General features: G+C 69.2%; 22 protein-coding genes and 1 pseudogene. 8 read left to right on the forward strand and 15 right to left on the reverse strand.

The genetic code is table 11. The annotated features are described in order from the left end of the window. Window positions 1-32 precede the first annotated feature (32 nt). From ispG to dxr, 3 genes are all read right to left on the reverse strand, one after another. Complete coding sequence (gene ispG / locus AB0M56_RS38390) at window positions 33-1,184, reverse strand: flavodoxin-dependent (E)-4-hydroxy-3-methylbut-2-enyl-diphosphate synthase (RefSeq protein WP_285969437.1); 1,152 nt, start codon at window positions 1,182-1,184, stop codon at window positions 33-35. Window positions 1,185-1,302: 118 nt separating this feature from the next. Next, the gene (locus tag AB0M56_RS38395) at window positions 1,303-2,526 is read right to left on the reverse strand and encodes a site-2 protease family protein (RefSeq protein ID WP_364185504.1); all 1,224 of its coding nucleotides are present in this window, start codon (window positions 2,524-2,526) and stop codon (window positions 1,303-1,305) included. 3 nt (window positions 2,527-2,529) lie between these two features. After that, a complete protein-coding gene (dxr, locus tag AB0M56_RS38400) occupies window positions 2,530-3,735 on the reverse strand; it encodes a 1-deoxy-D-xylulose-5-phosphate reductoisomerase (protein ID WP_364185506.1) in 1,206 nt (401 codons plus the stop codon). 104 nt (window positions 3,736-3,839) lie between these two features. Between dxr and AB0M56_RS38405 the strand changes: the two genes are divergently transcribed. Next, entirely contained in the window at window positions 3,840-4,094 is a 255-nt protein-coding gene (locus AB0M56_RS38405; RefSeq protein ID WP_326569402.1) for a DUF2631 domain-containing protein, read from the forward strand. A gap of 26 nt (window positions 4,095-4,120) precedes the next feature. Further along, a complete protein-coding gene (locus tag AB0M56_RS38410; protein ID WP_364185508.1) occupies window positions 4,121-4,807 on the forward strand; it encodes a peptidylprolyl isomerase in 687 nt (228 codons plus the stop codon). A gap of 314 nt (window positions 4,808-5,121) precedes the next feature. Here the strand turns inward: AB0M56_RS38410 and AB0M56_RS38415 are convergent, their stop codons facing one another. After that, complete coding sequence (locus AB0M56_RS38415) at window positions 5,122-5,421, reverse strand: hypothetical protein (protein ID WP_364185510.1); 300 nt, start codon at window positions 5,419-5,421, stop codon at window positions 5,122-5,124. 107 nt (window positions 5,422-5,528) lie between these two features. Here AB0M56_RS38415 and AB0M56_RS38420 point away from each other — a divergent pair, with 107 nt between their 5' ends. After that, on the forward strand, window positions 5,529-6,596 hold the full coding sequence (locus AB0M56_RS38420; RefSeq protein WP_364185512.1) for an acyltransferase: 1,068 nt from the start codon (window positions 5,529-5,531) through the stop codon (window positions 6,594-6,596). Window positions 6,597-6,648: 52 nt separating this feature from the next. Here the strand turns inward: AB0M56_RS38420 and AB0M56_RS38425 are convergent, their stop codons facing one another. Then, window positions 6,649-8,415 carry an MFS transporter gene (locus tag AB0M56_RS38425; RefSeq protein ID WP_364185514.1) on the reverse strand — a complete coding sequence of 589 codons (1,767 nt, stop codon included), beginning with the start codon at window positions 8,413-8,415 and terminating at the stop codon, window positions 6,649-6,651. A gap of 127 nt (window positions 8,416-8,542) precedes the next feature. Continuing rightward, the gene (locus AB0M56_RS38430) at window positions 8,543-9,925 is read right to left on the reverse strand and encodes an FAD-linked oxidase C-terminal domain-containing protein (RefSeq protein ID WP_364185516.1); all 1,383 of its coding nucleotides are present in this window, start codon (window positions 9,923-9,925) and stop codon (window positions 8,543-8,545) included. 110 nt (window positions 9,926-10,035) lie between these two features. Between AB0M56_RS38430 and AB0M56_RS38435 the strand changes: the two genes are divergently transcribed. After that, window positions 10,036-10,284, forward strand: coding sequence for a hypothetical protein (locus AB0M56_RS38435; protein ID WP_364185518.1), 249 nt, complete (start codon window positions 10,036-10,038; stop codon window positions 10,282-10,284). Between the two features lie 79 nt (window positions 10,285-10,363). On the opposite strand, the gene AB0M56_RS38440 is transcribed toward AB0M56_RS38435, so the two are convergent. From AB0M56_RS38440 to AB0M56_RS38455, 4 genes are all read right to left on the reverse strand, one after another. After that, window positions 10,364-10,954: a class F sortase gene (locus AB0M56_RS38440; protein ID WP_364185554.1), complete on the reverse strand. Its 591-nt coding sequence runs from the start codon at window positions 10,952-10,954 to the stop codon at window positions 10,364-10,366. Window positions 10,955-10,965: 11 nt separating this feature from the next. Further along, window positions 10,966-11,766, reverse strand: a complete 801-nt coding sequence (locus AB0M56_RS38445; protein WP_364185520.1) for a choice-of-anchor P family protein — start codon at window positions 11,764-11,766, stop codon at window positions 10,966-10,968. 423 nt (window positions 11,767-12,189) lie between these two features. Then, entirely contained in the window at window positions 12,190-12,654 is a 465-nt protein-coding gene (locus tag AB0M56_RS38450; protein ID WP_364185522.1) for a carboxypeptidase-like regulatory domain-containing protein, read from the reverse strand. Window positions 12,655-12,683: 29 nt separating this feature from the next. Further along, window positions 12,684-12,884 (reverse strand): hypothetical protein, encoded by a 201-nt coding sequence (locus AB0M56_RS38455; RefSeq protein ID WP_364185524.1) that lies wholly within the window; start codon window positions 12,882-12,884, stop codon window positions 12,684-12,686. Between the two features lie 101 nt (window positions 12,885-12,985). Here AB0M56_RS38455 and AB0M56_RS38460 point away from each other — a divergent pair, with 101 nt between their 5' ends. Beyond that, window positions 12,986-13,333 carry a hypothetical protein gene (locus tag AB0M56_RS38460; protein ID WP_364185526.1) on the forward strand — a complete coding sequence of 116 codons (348 nt, stop codon included), beginning with the start codon at window positions 12,986-12,988 and terminating at the stop codon, window positions 13,331-13,333. Window positions 13,334-13,388: 55 nt separating this feature from the next. On the opposite strand, the gene AB0M56_RS38465 is transcribed toward AB0M56_RS38460, so the two are convergent. After that, window positions 13,389-13,787 carry a hypothetical protein gene (locus AB0M56_RS38465; RefSeq protein WP_364185556.1) on the reverse strand — a complete coding sequence of 133 codons (399 nt, stop codon included), beginning with the start codon at window positions 13,785-13,787 and terminating at the stop codon, window positions 13,389-13,391. On the opposite strand from AB0M56_RS38465, the gene AB0M56_RS38470 reads away from it, so the two are divergent. Beyond that, window positions 13,675-13,926 (forward strand): hypothetical protein, encoded by a 252-nt coding sequence (locus AB0M56_RS38470; RefSeq protein WP_364185558.1) that lies wholly within the window; start codon window positions 13,675-13,677, stop codon window positions 13,924-13,926. The genes AB0M56_RS38465 and AB0M56_RS38470 overlap by 113 nt on opposite strands. 14 nt (window positions 13,927-13,940) lie before the next feature. Here AB0M56_RS38470 and AB0M56_RS38475 read toward each other — a convergent pair whose 3' ends face one another. Further along, window positions 13,941-14,213 carry a hypothetical protein gene (locus tag AB0M56_RS38475; RefSeq protein ID WP_364185528.1) on the reverse strand — a complete coding sequence of 91 codons (273 nt, stop codon included), beginning with the start codon at window positions 14,211-14,213 and terminating at the stop codon, window positions 13,941-13,943. A gap of 28 nt (window positions 14,214-14,241) precedes the next feature. Continuing rightward, complete coding sequence (rlmN, locus tag AB0M56_RS38480) at window positions 14,242-15,348, reverse strand: 23S rRNA (adenine(2503)-C(2))-methyltransferase RlmN (protein ID WP_364185530.1); 1,107 nt, start codon at window positions 15,346-15,348, stop codon at window positions 14,242-14,244. A gap of 314 nt (window positions 15,349-15,662) precedes the next feature. Between rlmN and AB0M56_RS38485 the strand changes: the two genes are divergently transcribed. Together AB0M56_RS38485 and AB0M56_RS38490 are read left to right on the forward strand one after the other, a co-directional pair. Next, on the forward strand, window positions 15,663-15,962 hold the full coding sequence (locus AB0M56_RS38485; protein WP_364185532.1) for a hypothetical protein: 300 nt from the start codon (window positions 15,663-15,665) through the stop codon (window positions 15,960-15,962). Next, the gene (locus tag AB0M56_RS38490) at window positions 15,944-16,111 is read left to right on the forward strand and encodes a helix-turn-helix domain-containing protein (protein WP_364185534.1); all 168 of its coding nucleotides are present in this window, start codon (window positions 15,944-15,946) and stop codon (window positions 16,109-16,111) included. Before AB0M56_RS38485 ends, AB0M56_RS38490 begins: the two co-directional genes overlap by 19 nt. A gap of 43 nt (window positions 16,112-16,154) precedes the next feature. Here AB0M56_RS38490 and AB0M56_RS38495 read toward each other — a convergent pair whose 3' ends face one another. Both AB0M56_RS38495 and AB0M56_RS38500 read right to left on the reverse strand, forming a co-directional pair. Continuing rightward, window positions 16,155-17,807 carry a glutamate--tRNA ligase family protein gene (locus AB0M56_RS38495; RefSeq protein WP_364185536.1) on the reverse strand — a complete coding sequence of 551 codons (1,653 nt, stop codon included), beginning with the start codon at window positions 17,805-17,807 and terminating at the stop codon, window positions 16,155-16,157. Window positions 17,808-18,150: 343 nt separating this feature from the next. Continuing rightward, a pseudogene (locus tag AB0M56_RS38500) lies at window positions 18,151-18,230 on the reverse strand (TIGR00266 family protein); the annotation flags it as partial.

An 18,230-nucleotide genomic window follows, 5' to 3' on the forward strand; every position in this document is an offset into this window, starting at 1 on the left:
AAAAGCGGGGCCGGTTTCCCAAAGCCGAAAACTCAGCCGACCGTGACGCTCGGCGAACCCTCGCCGATGCCCTCGCCGGCTTCCTCGGCGATGCGCATGGCCTCTTCGATCAGGGTCTCCACGATCGCGTGCTCGGGCACGGTCTTGATGACCTCGCCCTTCACGAAGATCTGGCCCTTGCCGTTGCCGGACGCGACACCCAGGTCGGCCTCGCGGGCCTCGCCGGGGCCGTTGACGACGCAGCCCATGACCGCGACGCGCAGCGGGATCTCCATGCCCTCCAGACCGGCCGTGACCTGGTCGGCGAGCGTGTAGACGTCCACCTGCGCGCGCCCGCACGACGGGCACGACACGATCTCCAGCTTGCGCGGCCGCAGGTTCAGCGACTGCAGGATCTGCGTGCCGACCTTGACCTCTTCGACCGGCGGCGCCGAGAGCGACACGCGGATGGTGTCACCGATGCCCTGGCGCAGCAGCGCGCCGAACGCGACGGCCGACTTGATCGTGCCCTGGAACGCGGGCCCGGCCTCGGTCACGCCGAGGTGCAGCGGGTAGTCACACTGCTCGGCGAGCAGCTCGTACGCACGGACCATGACCACCGGGTCGTTGTGCTTGACCGAGATCTTGATGTCGTGGAAGTCGTGCTCGGCGAAGAGCGAGGCCTCCCACATCGCCGACTCGGCCAGCGCCTCGGGCGTGGCCTTGCCGTACTTCTCGAGCAGGCGCTTGTCCAGCGAACCGGCGTTGACGCCGATCCGGATCGGCGTGCCGTGGTCCTTCGCGGCCTGCGCGATCTCCTTGACCTGGTCGTCGAACTTGCGGATGTTGCCCGGGTTCACGCGCACGGCGGCGCAGCCGGCCTCGATGGCGGCGAACACGTACTTGGGCTGGAAGTGGATGTCGGCGATCACCGGGATCTGCGACTTCTTCGCGATCGCGGGCAGCGCCTCGGCGTCGTCGGCGGACGGGCACGCGACACGGACGATGTCGCAGCCGGCGGCGGTGAGCTCGGCGATCTGCTGGAGGGTGGCGTTGACGTCGGAGGTCAGCGTCGTCGTCATCGACTGGACGGAGATGGGGAAGTCGCTGCCGACACCGACGGAACCCACGTGGAGCTGGCGGGTTTTGCGGCGCTCGGCGAGGACGGGGGGCGGCAGTGCTGGCATACCTAGCGCGACGGTCACGCCTCCAGCCTACCTACTCCATCCGGCCCTGCTTCAACGAAGTCAACCGTCACGGTGAGCAGCGTTACCCCCGGTCGGGGGCCCACCGGCCGGGTAATGACCCGACCGGTGGGACCGGTTACTGCAAGCGAATCGGGTTCACGATGTCCGCTGTGACCGTCAGTAGAGTGATGCCGCCGCCGATGACGACGAGCACCATCGTGACGGCCGAAAGCTTGGTGTAGTCGACCGGTCCGCCCGCCGCCTTGCCGCGCAGGCCGCGCAGCCAGTCGCGCACCTTCTCGTACCAGACGACGGCGATGTGCCCGCCGTCCAGCGGCAGCAGCGGCAGCAGGTTGAACACGCCGATGAAGAAGTTCAGGCTGGCCAGCAGGAAGAAGAAGATCTGCCACAGCCCCTGCTCCACGGCCTCGCCGCCGATCCGGCTCGCGCCGACGACGCTGACCGGCGTGTTCGGGTCGCGCTCACCGCCGAAGATCGCGCTGACCACGGCCGGGATGCGCTCGGGGAACTCCACGAGGCGCTGCGCGGTCTGGGCGAACATGTCGCCGGTGAAGGAGAACGTGGCGCCGATGCCGGTGAGGCCGTTGTAGTGCAGGTACGCCTCTGGCCGCTGCGTCGAGGCGCCCATCATGCCGACCTCGCGCACCTTGCCGTCGGTGCCGAGCCGCTGCACGCGCGGGATGTCCACCTGCAGGTTCAGGGTTTGGTTGCCTCGCTGCACGGTGATCGGCGTGATGCCCTTCGAGTCCTGCACGACCTGAAGCACGTCGGTCCAGCTCGCGGTGGGCTTGCCCGCGACGGCAACGATCTTGTCGCCCGCCATGATGCCGGCGGTCTTCGCCGGAGTGGGCGCCCCCGGCGGGCACGAGAGGTCGTTGACCTGCTGCGAGGTCGTGGCCGGGCGGGCACACGAAACACTGGAGATCACCGGCGGCCACGGCTCGGACGCGGCCGCGATGTTCGGCAGGCCCATGGTGATCGACATCAGGTACAGCACCACGAAGCCGAGGATGAAGTGCGTGATCGAGCCCGCCGACATCACGACGGTGCGCTTCCACGTCTTGAACCGCCACATCGCGCGCGGCGCCTCGTCCGGGGTCACCTCGTCGAGCGCCGTCATGCCGGCGATGTCGCAGAACCCGCCGAGCGGGATCCACTTCGCGCCGTACTCGGTCTCGCCGCGGCGGAACGAGAAGATCGTGGGCCCGAAGCCGATGAAGTACCGGCGGACCTTCATGCCGAACATCTTGGCCGTGACCATGTGGCCGGCCTCGTGCAGCGCGACGGAGATGCAGATGCCCAGGGCGAACAGCACCACCCCGATGATGTAGGCGAGCACGCGCTACTTCCCCTTACCCAGCATCGATCCTGCGCGCCCTCGAGCCCAGCGCTCGGCGGCGAGTACATCCTCGACGTCGCGCGGTTCGCGACGCCATTCGTCGGCGGCTTCGACCACCTGGGAAACAGTGTCCACAATCGACGTGAAACCGGTGTTCTGCGCGAGGAAGGCGGCCACGGCCTCTTCGTTCGCCGCGTTGTAGACGGCGGGCAGGCAGCCGCCCTCGGTGCCGGCGTGGCGCGCCAGCTCGACCGCCGGGAACGCCTCGTTGTCGAGGGGCTCGAACGTCCAGCTCGCGGCCGTGTCCCACGAGCACGCGGCGGCGGCGCCGGGCACGCGCTCGGGCCAGTGCAGCGCGAGCGCGATCGGCAGCCGCATGTCGGGCGGGCTGGCCTGGGCGATCGTCGAGCCGTCGACGAACGTCACCATCGAGTGGATGATCGACTGCGGGTGCACGGTCACGTCGATGCGCGCGGGCTCGATGCCGAACAGCAGCGCGGCCTCGATCAGCTCCAGGCCCTTGTTGATGAGCGTGGCCGAGTTGATCGTGATGACCGGGCCCATGGACCACGTCGGGTGCGCCATGGCCTGCTCGATGGTCACGTCGACGAGGTCCTCGCGCTTCTTGCCGCGGAACGGCCCGCCCGACGCCGTGAGCACCAGGCGCGCGACCTCGTTGTCCCGGCCGGAGCGCAGGGCCTGCGCGATGGCCGAGTGCTCGGAGTCCACCGGCACGATCTGACCCGGCTTCGCGGCCGCGAGCACGAGCGGTCCGCCCGCGATGAGCGACTCCTTGTTGGCCAGCGCGAGCGTCGAACCCGTGGCCAGGGCTTTGAGTGTGGGCTGAAGGCCCTGCGACCCGGGCAGGGCGTTGAGCACGACGTCGACGTTCACGGCGTCGATGAGCTCCGTCACGGCGTCGGCGCCGGCGAAGATGCGCGGGATGCGGAACTCGCCCCGGGAGTAGCCGCGCCGCTGTGCCTCCGCGTACAGCGCGAGCTGCAGATCTTCGACCACCGTCGGGCGGCTCACGGCCACGGCCTCCACGCCGTGGGCCAGGGCCTGCGCGGCGAGCGCCTGCGGGTCGGAGCCACCGGCGGCGATGCCCGCGACGGTGAACAGGTGGGGGTTACGAGCGGTGACGTCGAGGGCCTGGGCTCCGACGGACCCGGTCGAGCCGAGCACGAGGACGCTTCGCGAGGTAGTCATCGCACGCCATTATCGCCCGCCGAGGCGCGGCCCGTCTCCGCGGAGCACTCGGGGGTGTGGGATCATTACGGCGTACCAGGTTGAGCGGGTCAGGAGGAGTGATCGTGGCAGGCAAGGCGATCGAGAAGCGCCCCGAAGTGGACCCGCGCGACGAACCGTCGGCCGAGTGGGGCTGGCACGGCTCGTTCCCGAAGGCCACGCGCATCGCCGGCTGGGTCAGCGTCGTCATCCTGCTGCTCATGCTCAAGGGCAACCACGAGAACAACACCGAGAACGTGTGGCTCATCGGCCTCGCCGCGTTCCTCGCCCTGTTGCTCGTGCTCGACTTCCGCAAGCGCCGCACGGCCTGGCGCAAGTAGGTTTCCGTTCGCTACCTTGCGGGGCTATGACGTCACGCTGGGTCGCTCTCGTTCTTTCGGTCGTGGCCGGTGTGGCGCTGTGCGCCGTGCCGGCCACTGCTGCTTCTGCCACCCCTGCTTCTGCCGCTGCTGCGCCTGTCGTCGGGTGCACGTTCACCCCGACGCCGGACAACCCGGCCGCGCGGCCCGTGGTGCAGCCGCTGCCCTTCGCCTTGACGCGCGGCACGGTCGACGTGACGTTCCACTTCAACTACGGGCCGGTGACGGTGCGGTTGGATCGCGCCGGCGCCGCCCCGTGTGGTGTGGCGAACATGGTGTCGCTGGTCATGCAGCACTTCTACGACCGTTCGCAGTGCTGGCGCCTGTCTGATTCGGAACGCCTCGGCGTGCTGCAGTGCGGCGACCTCTACGAGGTGGAAAAGGGCGGCCCGGGCTACAAGTTCCCGGACGAAGTGTCGGGCGCGGAGACGTACGAACGCGGCACCATCGCGATGGGCAACCAGGGCCCGGGGACGAACGGGTCGGAATTCTTCATCGTCCATTCCTTCGCGCACATTCCCGCGCAGTATTCGGTGCTGGGGAAGGTCGTACGCGGCATGGACGCGATCGACCGGATGGTGAAGGACGGCATCATTCCGACCGATCCGGACGGGCCGCTGGACGGTGCGCCGAAACACCCGGTGAAGATCGCGACGGCTTCGTTCGGCCGGTAGGTCAGGCCTGCTGTTCGGCCACCGCTTTCACCCCGAATCCCGTGATCAGCCGGGACAGATCCGGGGTCAGGAACAGCTGACGTCCTGACCGAGTCTCCATCACACACGGCGCTCCCGCTTCCAACGCGGCGACCACCAACGTCGAATCTCCGCCGGGCACAGCGGGGCGAGCATCGCGAGTAGCCGGTCGCGATCCGCGGTCGAACGTCGCTCGAGTCCGCGTCCCCGGGGCCGGTGCCGATCCAGCACCTGTTCTGCGGCTCTCGCAGACGGTTTCACCCCCCAACAGGTGACCAACCGGGACAGATCCGGCGTCAGGAACAGCTGGAAGAAGTACCCCACTTGCGGCCGGTCATCGACGTAACCCAGGGCGAGGAACACGCCTTCGTAGGCGCCGAGGTCGCGAAGCCCTCGGCGAACCCGATCGACGGCCGGCCGACGCGGAACGCGTTCCGTTGCCGCCGGCGGAACACCGATCTGAACTGGCTGGCGGTCGACGCGCCTGGCCACAGCTTGAACGTCGCCCCCGTCACCAGAGCCTCGCGGGCGGACGCGGCGATCTCACCCGGCGCGACGGACAGCAGCTCTGCCAGACGTTCGCGGTCCGAATCCACCCCAGAATCCATCCCTGACCAGCCAAGTCACCCCAAAGAGTGAACATCGCCCAACCCCGATTACAGTACGCGAGCAGTCGGGCGGCGGACCGGGGGAGCTCATGCTGATGACCCACGAAACCTACCTCGCCACCAGGCGGTTCCCGGCGCTGGACGGGGTGCGGGCGATCGCCGCGGTGTTGGTGGTGGTGTTCCACTTCGGGGGCAGCGCGTGGGTGCGCGCGAACGGGTGGATCGGCGTGCACGTGTTCTTCGTGTTGTCCGGGTTCCTGATCACGACGCTGGCGTTGCGCGAGGAGGACCGCACCGGCCGCGTGTCGCTGAAGAACTTCTACCTGAGGCGGGCGTTCCGGATCCTGCCGGTGTACTACGCGGTGCTCGGGATCTTGGTCACCGTCACGGCAGGCAGGGGTGAGCTGCGCTCCAGCGGGCTGTTCGGCGCGCTCCCCTGGTTCGCGACGTTCCTCAACGAGTTCCACGTCGTCGGGGTGTTCGGGGTGGCGTGGACGCTCGGCGTCGAGCAGAAGTTCTACCTGCTGTGGCCGCTGCTGGCGTTCGGCATCGCGGGGCTGGGGTTCGCGAAGCGACTGGGGCTCGGCGCAGGACTGGTGGTGCTACTGGTCGCGCTGGTGCCGGTGCTGCCGTACTCCGGCGCGTACGCGTCCATCGTCATCGGCTGCACGGTGGCCATCGTTCTCCACCACCGCAGGGGGTTCGCGGTACTCAAACCCCTCACGCACCCGGTGGCCGGCGTCGTCGTGGCCGCCATGATCGTGGTGGTGCAAGTGTTCTTCACCGACCTCACCGTCGCCCTGCACGACGACGGTGGCGTCGCCGTCGGCACGGCCTATGCGGTGCTCGTGGCGCTGCTGCTGCCGTCGCTCGTGGCCGGCGGGCCGCTGAGCCGGGTGCTGTCCCTGAAACCACTGCGGTTCATCGGGGAACGGTCGTACTCGCTGTACCTCATCCAGTCCATCGCCGGCTGGACGCTCGCGGGGCTCGTGCCGCAGCTGGCGCACCCGCGCACGCTCACCGCGGTCGGTGTCACTGCCGTCGCGCTGCTGATGGCCGACCTGCTCTACCGCTGGGTCGAGCTGCCGATGATCGCGCTCGGCCGCAGGGCCACCGCCAAACACCCTGAACCGGCGCCGGCCAAAGAACCCGTCCCCGCATAAAAATGGGCCGTCCCGGGAACGAATCCCGGGACGGCCCGTGCACCCGCAATGGTCACCGTTCGCTGGTCGGAGCCACCAGCTCGCTCGGCCCGCCGCCGGACTCCCCGGCGACCGCGGCCAGCTCCTCACCCACCGATTCCGAAGTCTTGCCCTTGTCCTTCGTGAGCAGCGACGCGACCGCGCCGATCAGGCAGACCACGATGGCGAAGCCGAACGCCACGGCCAGACCATCCTGGAACGGACCCGAGATCAGGTTCGGGAAGAAGCTGCGCCCGGTCAGGAACGAGGCCTGGTCCGGCGGCAGGCTGCCCAGCTGGCCGCCCAGCAGCTGCTGGATCGGGTTGTAGCCGAGGAAAGCCGCGAAGAGCACGGCCACCGCCGGCAGGTGCGCCACCTGGTCGGCCGGCCCGGCGGGCACGCCGTGGGCGGTGAGGCCCTGGAACATCGCCGCCGGGAGGTTGTCCGACAGGCCCGCGATGATCAGGCTGAAGAAGAAGCCGATCGAAAGCACCATGGCCGCGTTCTGGAACGTGGTCATCATGCCCGCGCCGGAGCCACGGGCGTCGGCCGGCAGGCTGTTCATCACCTCGGCGCGGTTGGGCGAGGAGAACATGCCCATGCCGATGCCGTTGACGAGCAGGATCGCCGCGAACGCCCAGTAGTTGAAGTTCACCGGCAGCAGGATCAGCAGCAGGAAGGTGATCGCGGTGATCACCAGGCCGCTCGACGCGAGCAGCCGGCTGCCGATGCGGTCGGACAGGATGCCGGCCGTCGGCGCGGACACCAGGAAGCCGACGGTCATGGGCAGCATGTAGATACCGGCCCACAGCGGCGTCTGTTCGAAGGTGTAGCCGTGCTGCGGCAGCCAGATGCCCTGCAGCCAGATGATCAGGATGAACTGCAGGCCACCGCGCCCGAGCGACGCCGTGAGGTTCGCGAGGTTGCCCCAGCTGAACGACCGGATCCGGAACAGCGAAAGCCGGAACAGCGGGTTGGCCACCTTGGTCTCGATGACCACGAACGCGATCAGCACCGCGATGCCGCCGATGAGGCACGAGAGCACCATCGGGCTGCCCCAGCCGGTCGGCGACGAGCCGTAGGGCTGGATGCCGTAGGTGATGCCCACCAGCACCGCGATCAGGCCGACCGCGAAGGTGATGTTGCCCCACCAGTCCATTTTCGCGTGCTTGCGCACCCCGGTGTCGTGCAGCTTCACGTACGCCCAGATCGTGCCGACCACACCGAAGGGCACCGACACCAGGAAGATCAGGTTCCAGTCGACGGGCGCGAGGACGCCACCGACGACCAGGCCGAGGAACGAACCCGCGATCGCCGCGACACCGTTCATGCCCAGCGCGAGACCGCGCTGGTTGGAGGGGAACGCGTCGGTGAGGATGGCCGACGAGTTCGCCATCAGGAACGCGCCGCCGACGCCCTGCACGATGCGCCAGCCGATCAGCCAGAGCGCCGCGGCGTCACCGTCGAACCAGGTGATGGCCAGGAAGATCGACGACACGGTGAACACCGCGAAGCCGAGGTTGTACATCCTGGCGCGGCCGTACATGTCCCCCAGGCGCCCGAAGCTCACCACCAGTACGGCGGTGACCACCAGGAAGCCCATGATCATCCACAGCAGGTAGCTGGTGTTGGCCGGCTCCAGCGGGTTGATCCCGATGCCCTTGAAGATGTCGGGCAGCGCGATGAGCACGATCGACGAGTTGATCGTCGCGATCAGCATGCCCAGTGTCGTGTTGGACAGCGCGATCCACTTGTATCGCGGACCCAGTTCCGCGAGTGAATACGTTCTGCGCTCGGCCACAGTGAAACCTTTCTCTCGTTCCCTTAGCTAGGCTAAGCAAGTTGCTTGCCTGCGGCAACCAACTTCGTAAATCGGTTACGAGAGAACCGTCACAGGTTGATCACTGTCCTTTGAGGACTATTTACGTTCACTCGACCGAGTGAAAAGCGAAAACCTTCCCGGGATTGAGGATCCCGTGCGGGTCCAGCGCGTTTTTCACGGCCTGGTGCATCTGCAGAACCGCCGGTCCGAGCTCGTTTTGCAGCCCCGGCCGCTTGAGCAGGCCCACGCCGTGTTCGCCGGTCACGGTGCCGCCGAGGGCCAGCGCGTCGGCCACGATGTCGTCGAACGCGGCCTGCGCACGCCGCCGCGCGTCCTCGTCGCCGGCCGGTGTGCTGAGCAACGGATGGAGGTTGCCGTCGCCGATGTGCGCGACGTTGGCGATGAGCGTGTTGTGCCGCTTCGCCGCGAGGTCGATGCGCGCGAGCATCTCGGGCACGAGGTGGGTGGGCACGCAGACGTCCTCGGTCAGCAGCGGACCGAGCCGCTCCAGCGCCGGGTACGCCAGCCGCCGAGCGGCGAACAACGCGTCGGCCTCCGCCTGGTCCGACGACTGCGCCGCCCACGTGGCGCCCGCCTTCTCGAAGCACGCGAGCATCACGGCGGCCTCGTGCTCCCCCGCCGCGCCCGGCGCGTCGCTGCGGCCCAACAGCACCACCTCCGCGTCGGCCGACAGGCCCATGTTCTTCCACTCGTCCACGGCGACGAGGCAGTGGCGGTCGACCAGCTCCAGCGCCGAGGGCACCACGCCGGCCGCCCGGATCGCGGCGGCCGCTTCGCCCGCGGCGACGGTCGAGTCGAAGTACCCCGCCACCGTGCTCTCGGGCGCGCGCTGAGCTCGCAGGCGCACGGTGATCTCGGTGATGACGCCGAGCGTGCCCTCGGAGCCGACCATCAGTCCGGCGAGGTCGTAGCCCGCCACACCTTTCGCAGTGCGGCGCCCGAGCCGCACGAGCTCGCCGGTGCCCGTGACGACTTGCAGCCCGAGCACGTAGTCGCGGGTCACGCCGTACTTCACGCAGCACACGCCACCGGCGTTGGTGGCGACGTTGCCGCCGATCGTCGACCACGGGGAGCTCGCCGGGTCGGGCGGGTACCAGAGGCCGTGCTCGGCGCAGGCCGCGCTCAGATCGTCGTTCACCACGCCCGGGCCGACCACGGCGAGGCGCTCGACGGCGTCGATCTCGTGGATCGCCGTCATGCGGTCGGTGACGAGCACGACGCAGCCGGCCACGGCGTTGGCACCGCCGGACAGCCCGGTGCCGGCGCCGCGCGTGACCACGGGTGTGCCGTGCCTGAGGCAGACCTTCACGGCGGCCTGCACGTCTTCGGCCGAGCGCGGCCGCACCACGACCTCGGGCAGCGCCCACGGCGCCCACTCGGCCTCGTCGTGGGCGAAGCCGCGCAGCACGTCGGGGTCGCGCACGAGGACCTCGGGCGGCAGGACGGCTTGCAGGTCTTCGATCAACATGGGCGCTCCCGATCGCGTTGCGGCTTCTCCCGCCAGGTTAGGGCGCCGCGATGTCGAAACGGCGGCCTCTGCTTCGACGTAGGAGTAGAGAGCGACTTCAGGAGGCAGCCATGGGAACCAGCTCACGCGGGATCGCGATGTTGCGGGCCGTCGCAGCCGGGCGCGCGAGGGTGACCTGCAGCGCCGAACCGGACCTGTTCGTCGACGGTCTGCCCTGCTGTGACCAGTTCACCGCCCACGCCCTGGCCCACGAAGGTCTGGTGCGCCCGGCGCGGCTCGGGCTCCTCGGGCAGCAGGTGCCGGCAGAGCTGACGCCGGCGGGCGCGGCCCTGCTGACGACGGTGGCCACGGCGGCATGAGGTAGAGGGGTATAAAACAAAGCAGGGCCCTGCCGGCTCGCCCGAGCGCGAGACGACAGGGCCCTGGCCCGGGGAACGCCTACGTGTTGAGCGAGCCGTAGACGATGATGTTGTCGAGGTAGCTGTGCGCGGCGGCGTCGAACGCCCCGCCGCACGTGATGAGGCGGATCTGCGGGTCGGTGGTGTTGCCGTAGACCGCTTCGGTGGGGAACTCCTTCTTCGCGATCTGGTCGACCTTCGTGACGGTGAAGGTGGCCTTCGACCCGTCCTGGCGCCCGATCACGACCTGGTCGCCTTTCTTCACTTCGTGCAGCCGCCAGAAGATGCCCTTCTGGTGGTTGCCGTCGATGTGCCCGAGCACCACGGCGGGGCCAATCTGGCCCGGCGTCGGGCTGTTGGAGTACCAGCCCGCCTGCAGTGGTTCGGTCACCGGCGGGACCTGGACGGTTTTGTCGGCGTTGAGGCCGAGCGAGACGAGCGAGGAGTGCGCGTCGATGCTCGGCACGTCGAGCGACACCGGCACCGACCGCGCAAGCCCGACCACGGGTGCGGCGCTCGCGGGCGCGGCCGGCTGCTGGGCCGGGGTCGTGTCCGCGCCACAGCCGGACAGGGCGAAGGTGGCGACGAGCGCCAGCAACAGGGCGAAGAGGCCGAACCGGCGTCGGGTCACTGCACGATCACTCACTGCGCGAACACCGTGGCGAGCGAGCCGTCACCGGTCTCCGGCGCACCGGCCGGGATGACGGTGACCTGGCCGGGGCCCTGGGCCGGCGGCTTGGCGGGGGCGGTGGGCTGGGTGGGCGTGCTCGGCGTCGCCGCGACCTTCGCGCAGGTGGAGGAGGCGAGGACGATGTCGCCGCTGCCCAGCGCGCCGGTGGCCTTGCCGCCGAGGAGCTTCACGTGCAAGGCGTTGACGGTGAGGGAGCCGTCGTCGTGCTTGATCTGCTCGTTCACGATCACCTGCGCCACCCCGGGCACACCGATCTTCTGGTTCGGCGCGGTGCCCACGGGCAGCTTGCCGATACGGCCGAGATCCAGGCCCGCGAGCTCGGACGAGGCGGTGATGCCATCGGGCGTCGACGTGCACTCGGAGCTGATCACGCGCGCCTTCGGCGTCGCGCCCGCGAGCGGGGCGAGCACGGGCAGCGTGGCGTCGACGATGGAGGCCTTCGAGGCGACCTTGCCGTCGGTCTTCTTCGCGGAGCTGCTGACCGCCTTCGCCGTGACCAGGCCCTTCAGCGGCACGTCCACCACCGACGCCGACGTGGGGCCGTCCGTGTTCGACGGCGCGATCTTGCCCGTCTCCACGGAGATTCCCTTGTCCCCCAGCACTCCCGCCAGCAGCGAGACCGACGCGGACGCGCCGTAGGCCGACCCGGCGGGCGCGTCGGCAGCGACCGCCGAGGGGGCGGCGGTGGCGAGCAGGGCGAGGGCTGGAGCGGCGACCACGAGGGCCCGTCCGCGCAGCAGGGCAGAACGCATGAATTGTCCTTTCGAACACCAAGAATGGAACCGCCCGCGGATCCCCGAATCCACGCGTGACCCGACGCAACTGTCGATCACCGGCGAGAACGCGACGCTATCAAGGGGGTCCGGAATTGCAAAGCAAGATCCACTGCGCAGCGCGTCGATCGGCCGAGTCAGTGACCATGTTTTCCGCAATTTCACCACTAAAGAGTGATGTAACGCTGTGGTTTTCGCCGGGTTCTCTCACTCTGCGCTAGGGCATTCCGGCACCTACTTGGCGGATTGCTCGCGCCGCCACTCTTCGGGGTGATCCTGGAGGTGGGTGACCGGCTGGTACTCACCGTCATGTGACCACTACGGCAGCCCGTGCGTTTTCCGTAAAACTCCGCGCGGGAAATCGTCGCGTGGAATTGTCCACTATGGAGCGTGGAGTGGCATTCACCTGCTGCCGGTCAGCACGACGTCGTGGTCCGCCGACGTGCCGGTGACCAGAAAAAGGAAGTCGCTCTCGAGGGCGCGGCCGGGAACCTTCAGCAGGTAGTATCCCGCGCGCAGCCCGGACAACCGGTAGCTGCCGTCCGGGCCGCTGACCGCGGTCCACGTCCGGTCGAGCGTGGCGAGGCTCTGGCTCGCCGCCACGACGGTGACCCCCGCGACCGGTTTCCCGTCTTCGACGACGTGCCCGCTCACCGGCACGACCGGTCCGATGACGTCGGCGGCCGCCCCGCTGAGCATCGTGAACCGGCCGGCGGTGACCACGCACGTGGCCTCCAGCCCGCCGCGCCGCACTCCGTCGTCGGTGACCCGCCCGGTCAGCGCCACGGTCACGGTCTGCTTCGCGAGGAGCGTCCCGGAGAAGCCGCCCTGCAGCGGCTGGTTGGTCTGGATCCCGTTGAGCGCCATGCGATCCGCGGGATCAGCCGACGCGCACGTCACGTGGCGCCGTCGACCTGCCGGCCGGTGTCGTTCGTGAGCGTCGCCCGTACCGGCGCGCCCGGCTCGTGCGTCATGCGGTCCAGGCTCAGCGCCGGGTCGAGCTTCACCGCCGCGGCCGCGTCCTCGTCGAGCGGCGCCGCGACCGCGCCCACTGCGAGCACGGCCGCGGGCAGCGCGAACCACAGGGACGTCCGCATGACACCCCCAGAGAGCCAATCACCCGAGAATACCGGGGATCGCGTCGCCGGAGCGCGCCTTTCGCCGCTCAGACTCCCGCGACGACCAGCGCCTCTACGGCGTGTCCGACGCCGACGAGTTCGCCCGTTACGCCGCCCGCAACCTGCGCGCCACCGCCGCCCGCTACCCGGACGACCCCGAGGTGACCGAGCTCGTCCACGACCTGCTCGCCGGCAGCGAGCACTTCGCGCGCCTGTGGGCGTCGCACGACGTGACCGCCGAACCCAGCCTGTGCAAGACGTTCCGGCACCCGGTGGTCGGTCCCCTCACGGTCAACTGCGACGTGCTCGACCTGACCGACCGCGACCAGCAGGTGGTGATCTACACGGCCGTGCCGGGCTCGCCTTCGGAGGAGGCGTTGCGGCTGTTGTCGGTGATCGGCACGCAACGCATGGACGTCGGCAGCTGAGGCCCAGGACCCCGGAGGCCCAGAACACCGGAAGCTCAGAACACCGCGACGGGGTTCACCGGCAGCCGGTGGTGCCGTTCACCGGGGGCGGTGCTGCTACCAGCAGGAAGCTGTGGCGTCCCAGCTCTGTACACGTAGCCGCGAGGTCCTCGACGTTGGCGGCGTCGATCAGTGGCACGCCCAGACGCGTGAGGGCCACGACGTGCAGCGGGAAAGGCACGGCGGGATCGAGCGCCGGGAACGCGTCGCCGAGGTCCCCCGCGTACACCGAAACTCCGCGCTGATGCATCCAGCGCACGGCGTCGATATTCAGACCCGGCGACGACCGCGCCGGATCCGGCGTGAACTCCCAGCCGCACCGCACGACGAGCGCGTCGCCGGACAGCTTCGGCGAACCCTGGGACGCCGCGCAGACGATCCTGTTCGTCGGCACCGACCCGGCCGAGTTGCGCACACACTGCCTACGGGCGTCGGCAACCCCGGCCGACGGTGACCACGGTTTCGCCGGGCTCAACGAGGGCGTGCCGATCTGGCTGTGCGACACACCAAGGCAATCGTGGGAAACATTGTGGCCGCAGCTGCGCCCCTCGTGACCCGGGTGACGCTTTCAGTTCGTGGCGACCCAGGGCGCCAGCAGCACTTCCAGATCCGCGTCCGACAACGCCCGCGGGCCGTTCTCGAACTCGTGCCAGCGCGAAGCGTCGCGGGCGGCGTGGAAGTCCACGGAGTACGCGCGCATCAGCACGTACATGAAACTCTCCGAATCGAACCGCTCACCCAGCAACGAGCGGGCCGCACGAGCAACCGCCACCCCGCCGGTAATATCGCGCAGCTTCAGCTCTTCCGCCGCCGGGTCAAGGAGGCAGGGCGTTGAAATCACAGGAACTTTCCCATCACTGAAACGAAACTCAGCCTTCGGCAGCCAACTGGCCACACGCCGCCGCAATGTCCTGACCACGGGTGTCACGCACCGTGCAGGCTACGCCCCCTGCATTCACCAACCGCACGAACTCCCGCTCCACCGGCTTCGGCGACGCATCCCACTTCGAACCCGGCGTCGGGTTCAACGGGATCACGTTCACGTGCACCAACTGACCCAGGTGCTTGCGCAGCCGCTTAGCCAGCAACTCCGCCCGCCACGGCTGATCATTGATATCCCGGATCAACGCGTACTCGATCGACACCCGACGACCCGACGTATCCGCGTAATACCGCGCAGCAGACAACACCTCGTCCACCGACCACCGGTTGTTCACCGGCACCAACGTGTCCCGCAGCTCATCATCCGGAGTATGCAAGGAAACCGCGAGACGCACCTGCATCTTCTCATCCGCCAGCTTCCGGATCGCCGGCGCCAAACCCACCGTCGACACCGTCACCGAACGCTGCCCAATCCCCAAACCCTCAGGAGAAGGCTCCGTAATACGCCGCACCGCCGCCACCACACGCTTGTAGTTCGCGAGCGGCTCACCCATGCCCATGAAGACGATGTTCGACAAGCGGCCGGGACCGCCGGGCATGTCGCCGTCGCGCATGACGGCGGCGGCGGAGCGGACCTGGTCGACGATCTCGGCCGTCGACAGGTTGCGGTCGAGGCCGCCCTGGCCGGTGGCGCAGAAGGGGCACGCCATGCCGCAGCCGGCCTGGCTGGAGATGCACAGCGTCGCGCGGTCGGGGTAGCGCATGAGCACGCTCTCGATCAGCGTGCCGTCGTGGGCGCGCCACAAGGTCTTGCGCGTGGCACCGCCGTCGGCCGAGAGCGCGCGCACCTCGGTGAACAGCGTCGGCATGAGGTCGGCGACGAGCCGCTCGCGCGAGGCCGTGGGGATGTCCGTCATGGCGGCCGGGTCGACGGTCAGGCGCGAGAAGTAGTGGTTCGACAGCTGCTTCGCGCGGAAGGCCTTCTCCCCCAGCTCCACCACGGCCTCGGCCCGCTCGGCGGAGGTGAGGTCGGCGAGGTGGCGCGGCGGCAGGCCGCGCTTGGGCGCGTCGAAAACAAGGGGGAGGGCAGTCATAACCGATCCAGTATTCCACGTCCATCGGACACGCCGTCAGCGTGCCCCCGGCCGTGTGCTGCCGGTCACCACCCGGACGGGTCCGCTCATGGGCCGCGCCAACGCGCAGACCGTCGAGGTGCGGCTCGGGCTGACCGGCGTCGCGTTCCGGCTGTTCGCGTTCGTCCCGGACCGGGTGGACGGGCCGCCGGCCGGCGCGCCCGATCCGCTGCGGCTGCGCCAGCTCGAGGACCTGGTGGCGCTGCGGGTAGAGGCGTCGCGGCACGGCGGCGCGGTGACGTCCTGCGACGGCCAGGTCTACGCGACGTTCCCCGGTGGTCGAGGACCGGCCGCCGTGCGAGGCGACCGCGCTCGGCCGCGAGATCGCCGGGCAGACGACGCGCAGGCTGCGCGTGGAGCTGCGGGCCCCCGTCAACGGCGAGATCACGTCCGCCGACCGGCTGGTCGAGGCCCGCCGCGACGTCGACCGGCTGCTCACCCTGCCGTTGCTCGACGAGTCCCGCCGGGTCGTCGCGTTCGAGGACTCGATCGCGGACGCCTTGCTGTCCGATTCGAAGCGGGCGGGGGCCTCACCGCCGCGGCCCGCACGTTGTACGTGCATCGCAACACGTTGAAGTACCGGCTGACCCGGATCCGGGACGTGTTCGGGGTCGACGTCGAGATTCCCACTCAGCGCCTTGTCGCGGAGCTGCAGGTGGCGGTGTTCACCGGCCACCCGGAGCTGCAACGAAGGCTGGACGCCACCGCGCCAGAACAGGAGTGACGCACCGTCCTCCGGCGGACCCGCGCCGGAGGACGGCCGCGGCTCACGCCGTCAGAGCTTCGAACCGCAGCAGGGTCTCGTCGCGGCCCAGCGCCTGCGTGATCGAGTGCAGGTCCGGGCTGCGGGTGGAGCCGGTGATCGCGATGCGGATGATCTGCGAGGCCTCGCGGATCGAGCCCGGGTACGCGTCGGGGTCCTTCTTGAGTTCCTTGGCGTTCTTGGCGAAACCGTGCTTCGCCGCGACGTCGCGGATCTGCTGGAACCACTCCTGGCCGTCGTCGAGCTGCTGGTAGTTCGCGACGAAGTCCGACGCCACGGCGCGCACGACGTCCGGTGCCACGCCCAGTGCGGCGATGCGCTCGTCGTCCGGGCCGGTTACGGGTGCGTGCAGCTGCGGGAAGAAGAACCCGTAGACCGCGCGGAACTCGCTCCACTTCTTGAGGTCCTTGCGCGGGTTCTCGGCGCCCTCGCGCTCGACGGCCAGCGCGCGCAGGGCCAGCTCCTCCGACGACTCGAGCACCGACAGCAGCTCCGGGTCGAAGCGCTGCGCCCACGTGCGCACGGCGGCAAGGATCTCCGCGCCGGACATCGTGGCGATGTGGTCGGCGGAGATGTCGTCGAGCTTCACCAGGTCCACGAGCGGTCCCGCGACGCCCATCTCGTCGAGGTTGACGGGCTCGTCCAGCGCCTGGGCCAGCGGCAGCTCGGCGAGGCGGCCGTTGGCGAGCCCGCGAAGGTAGTACAGGACGGCCTCGACCGGGTAGCCGGCCTCGATGTAGAAGTCGACCGACGCCTCGGGGTCCTTGCGCTTGGACAGCTTGCGCTTGCTGCCGCCCTCCTGCTTCATCAGCGGGGCGATGTGCGCATAGGTGATCGGCTCGAAGCCGAGCGCGTCGAACAGCTGCTGGTGCACCGGCACGGACGAGATCCACTCGTCGCCGCGGATGACGAGGTTCACGCGCATGAGGTGATCGTCCACGGCGTGCGCGAAGTGGTAGGTCGGCAGCCGGGGGCTCTGGTCGGAGCTCTTGAGGATCACCACGTCGTTGCGGTTGGCCTCGGCTTCGATCGTGCCGCGGATCGCGTCGGTGAAGCGCACGCGCGCGCCGGTGTCGTCGGGCGCGCGGAACCGCACGACCCACGGCTCGCCGGCGTCGAGCTTCGCCTGCACGTCCTCGGCCGAAGCGTCGCGCCAGATCGCCCAGGAGCCGTAGTAGCCGGTGGGCAGCTTCGTGGCCTGCTGGCGCGCGGTGATCGACGCGAGCTCGTCCTTCGTCGCGAAGTCGATGTACGCGCGGCCTTCGCGCAGCAGCTGCCGCACGAAGGTCAGGTAGATCTGCTCGCGGCCAGACTGCTGGTACGGGCCGTAGTCTCCGCCGCGCAGGGTGTCTTCGTCGGCCTGAAGACCGAAGTAGCTGAAGCCGCGCTCGAACTGCTCCAGCGCGCCCTCGACCTCGCGCGACTGGTCGGTGTCCTCGACGCGCACCAGGTAGCGGCCGCCGGAGCGGCGGGCGACGTCCTGGTCGATCGTGGCCACGTAGATGCCGCCGATGTGCACGAACCCCGTGGGGGACGGGCCGAACCGGGTCACCTTCGCGCCGTCGGGCAGCTGCCGCGCCGGGTAGCGCTGCTCCCAGTGCTCCGGCTCGGGCAGGTCCGCGGGGAACAAGGCGTCGATGACCACTCGGTCCAGCATGGGGGGTCGGGTCTCCCAGGTCGGTTCAGCGCTTCTTCTTACTCCTTCGAGTATCTCCGACCACCGCAAACGCGCCTCGCGCAGGTCCCCGACAGTCGCTAGGTTGCATCGCGATCGTTTCCGATATATCGTGAACCAGTCGCAACCGATCAGCGAGATCGTGCCGGCGTCTCGCAACCCACCAGCGAGATCTCGCCGGCGTCTCGCAACCCACCAGCGAGATCGCGCCGGCGTCTCGCAACCGATCAGCGAGATCTCGCCGGCGTCTCGCAACCCACCAGCGAGATCGCGCCGGCGTCTCGATCAGGCGGGTGCGATCGGCCCCGGCCGATCCGACCCGCCAGACGGTCACGCCGTAGCTCGTCGCCATCATCGCGCCCGACTCGACCTGCACCGGTTCGCCCTGCGCCAGCTCCAGCCGCG

This window comes from Amycolatopsis sp. NPDC051372, from assembly GCF_040682095.1.
Classification (GTDB): Bacteria; Actinomycetota; Actinomycetes; order Mycobacteriales; family Pseudonocardiaceae; genus Amycolatopsis.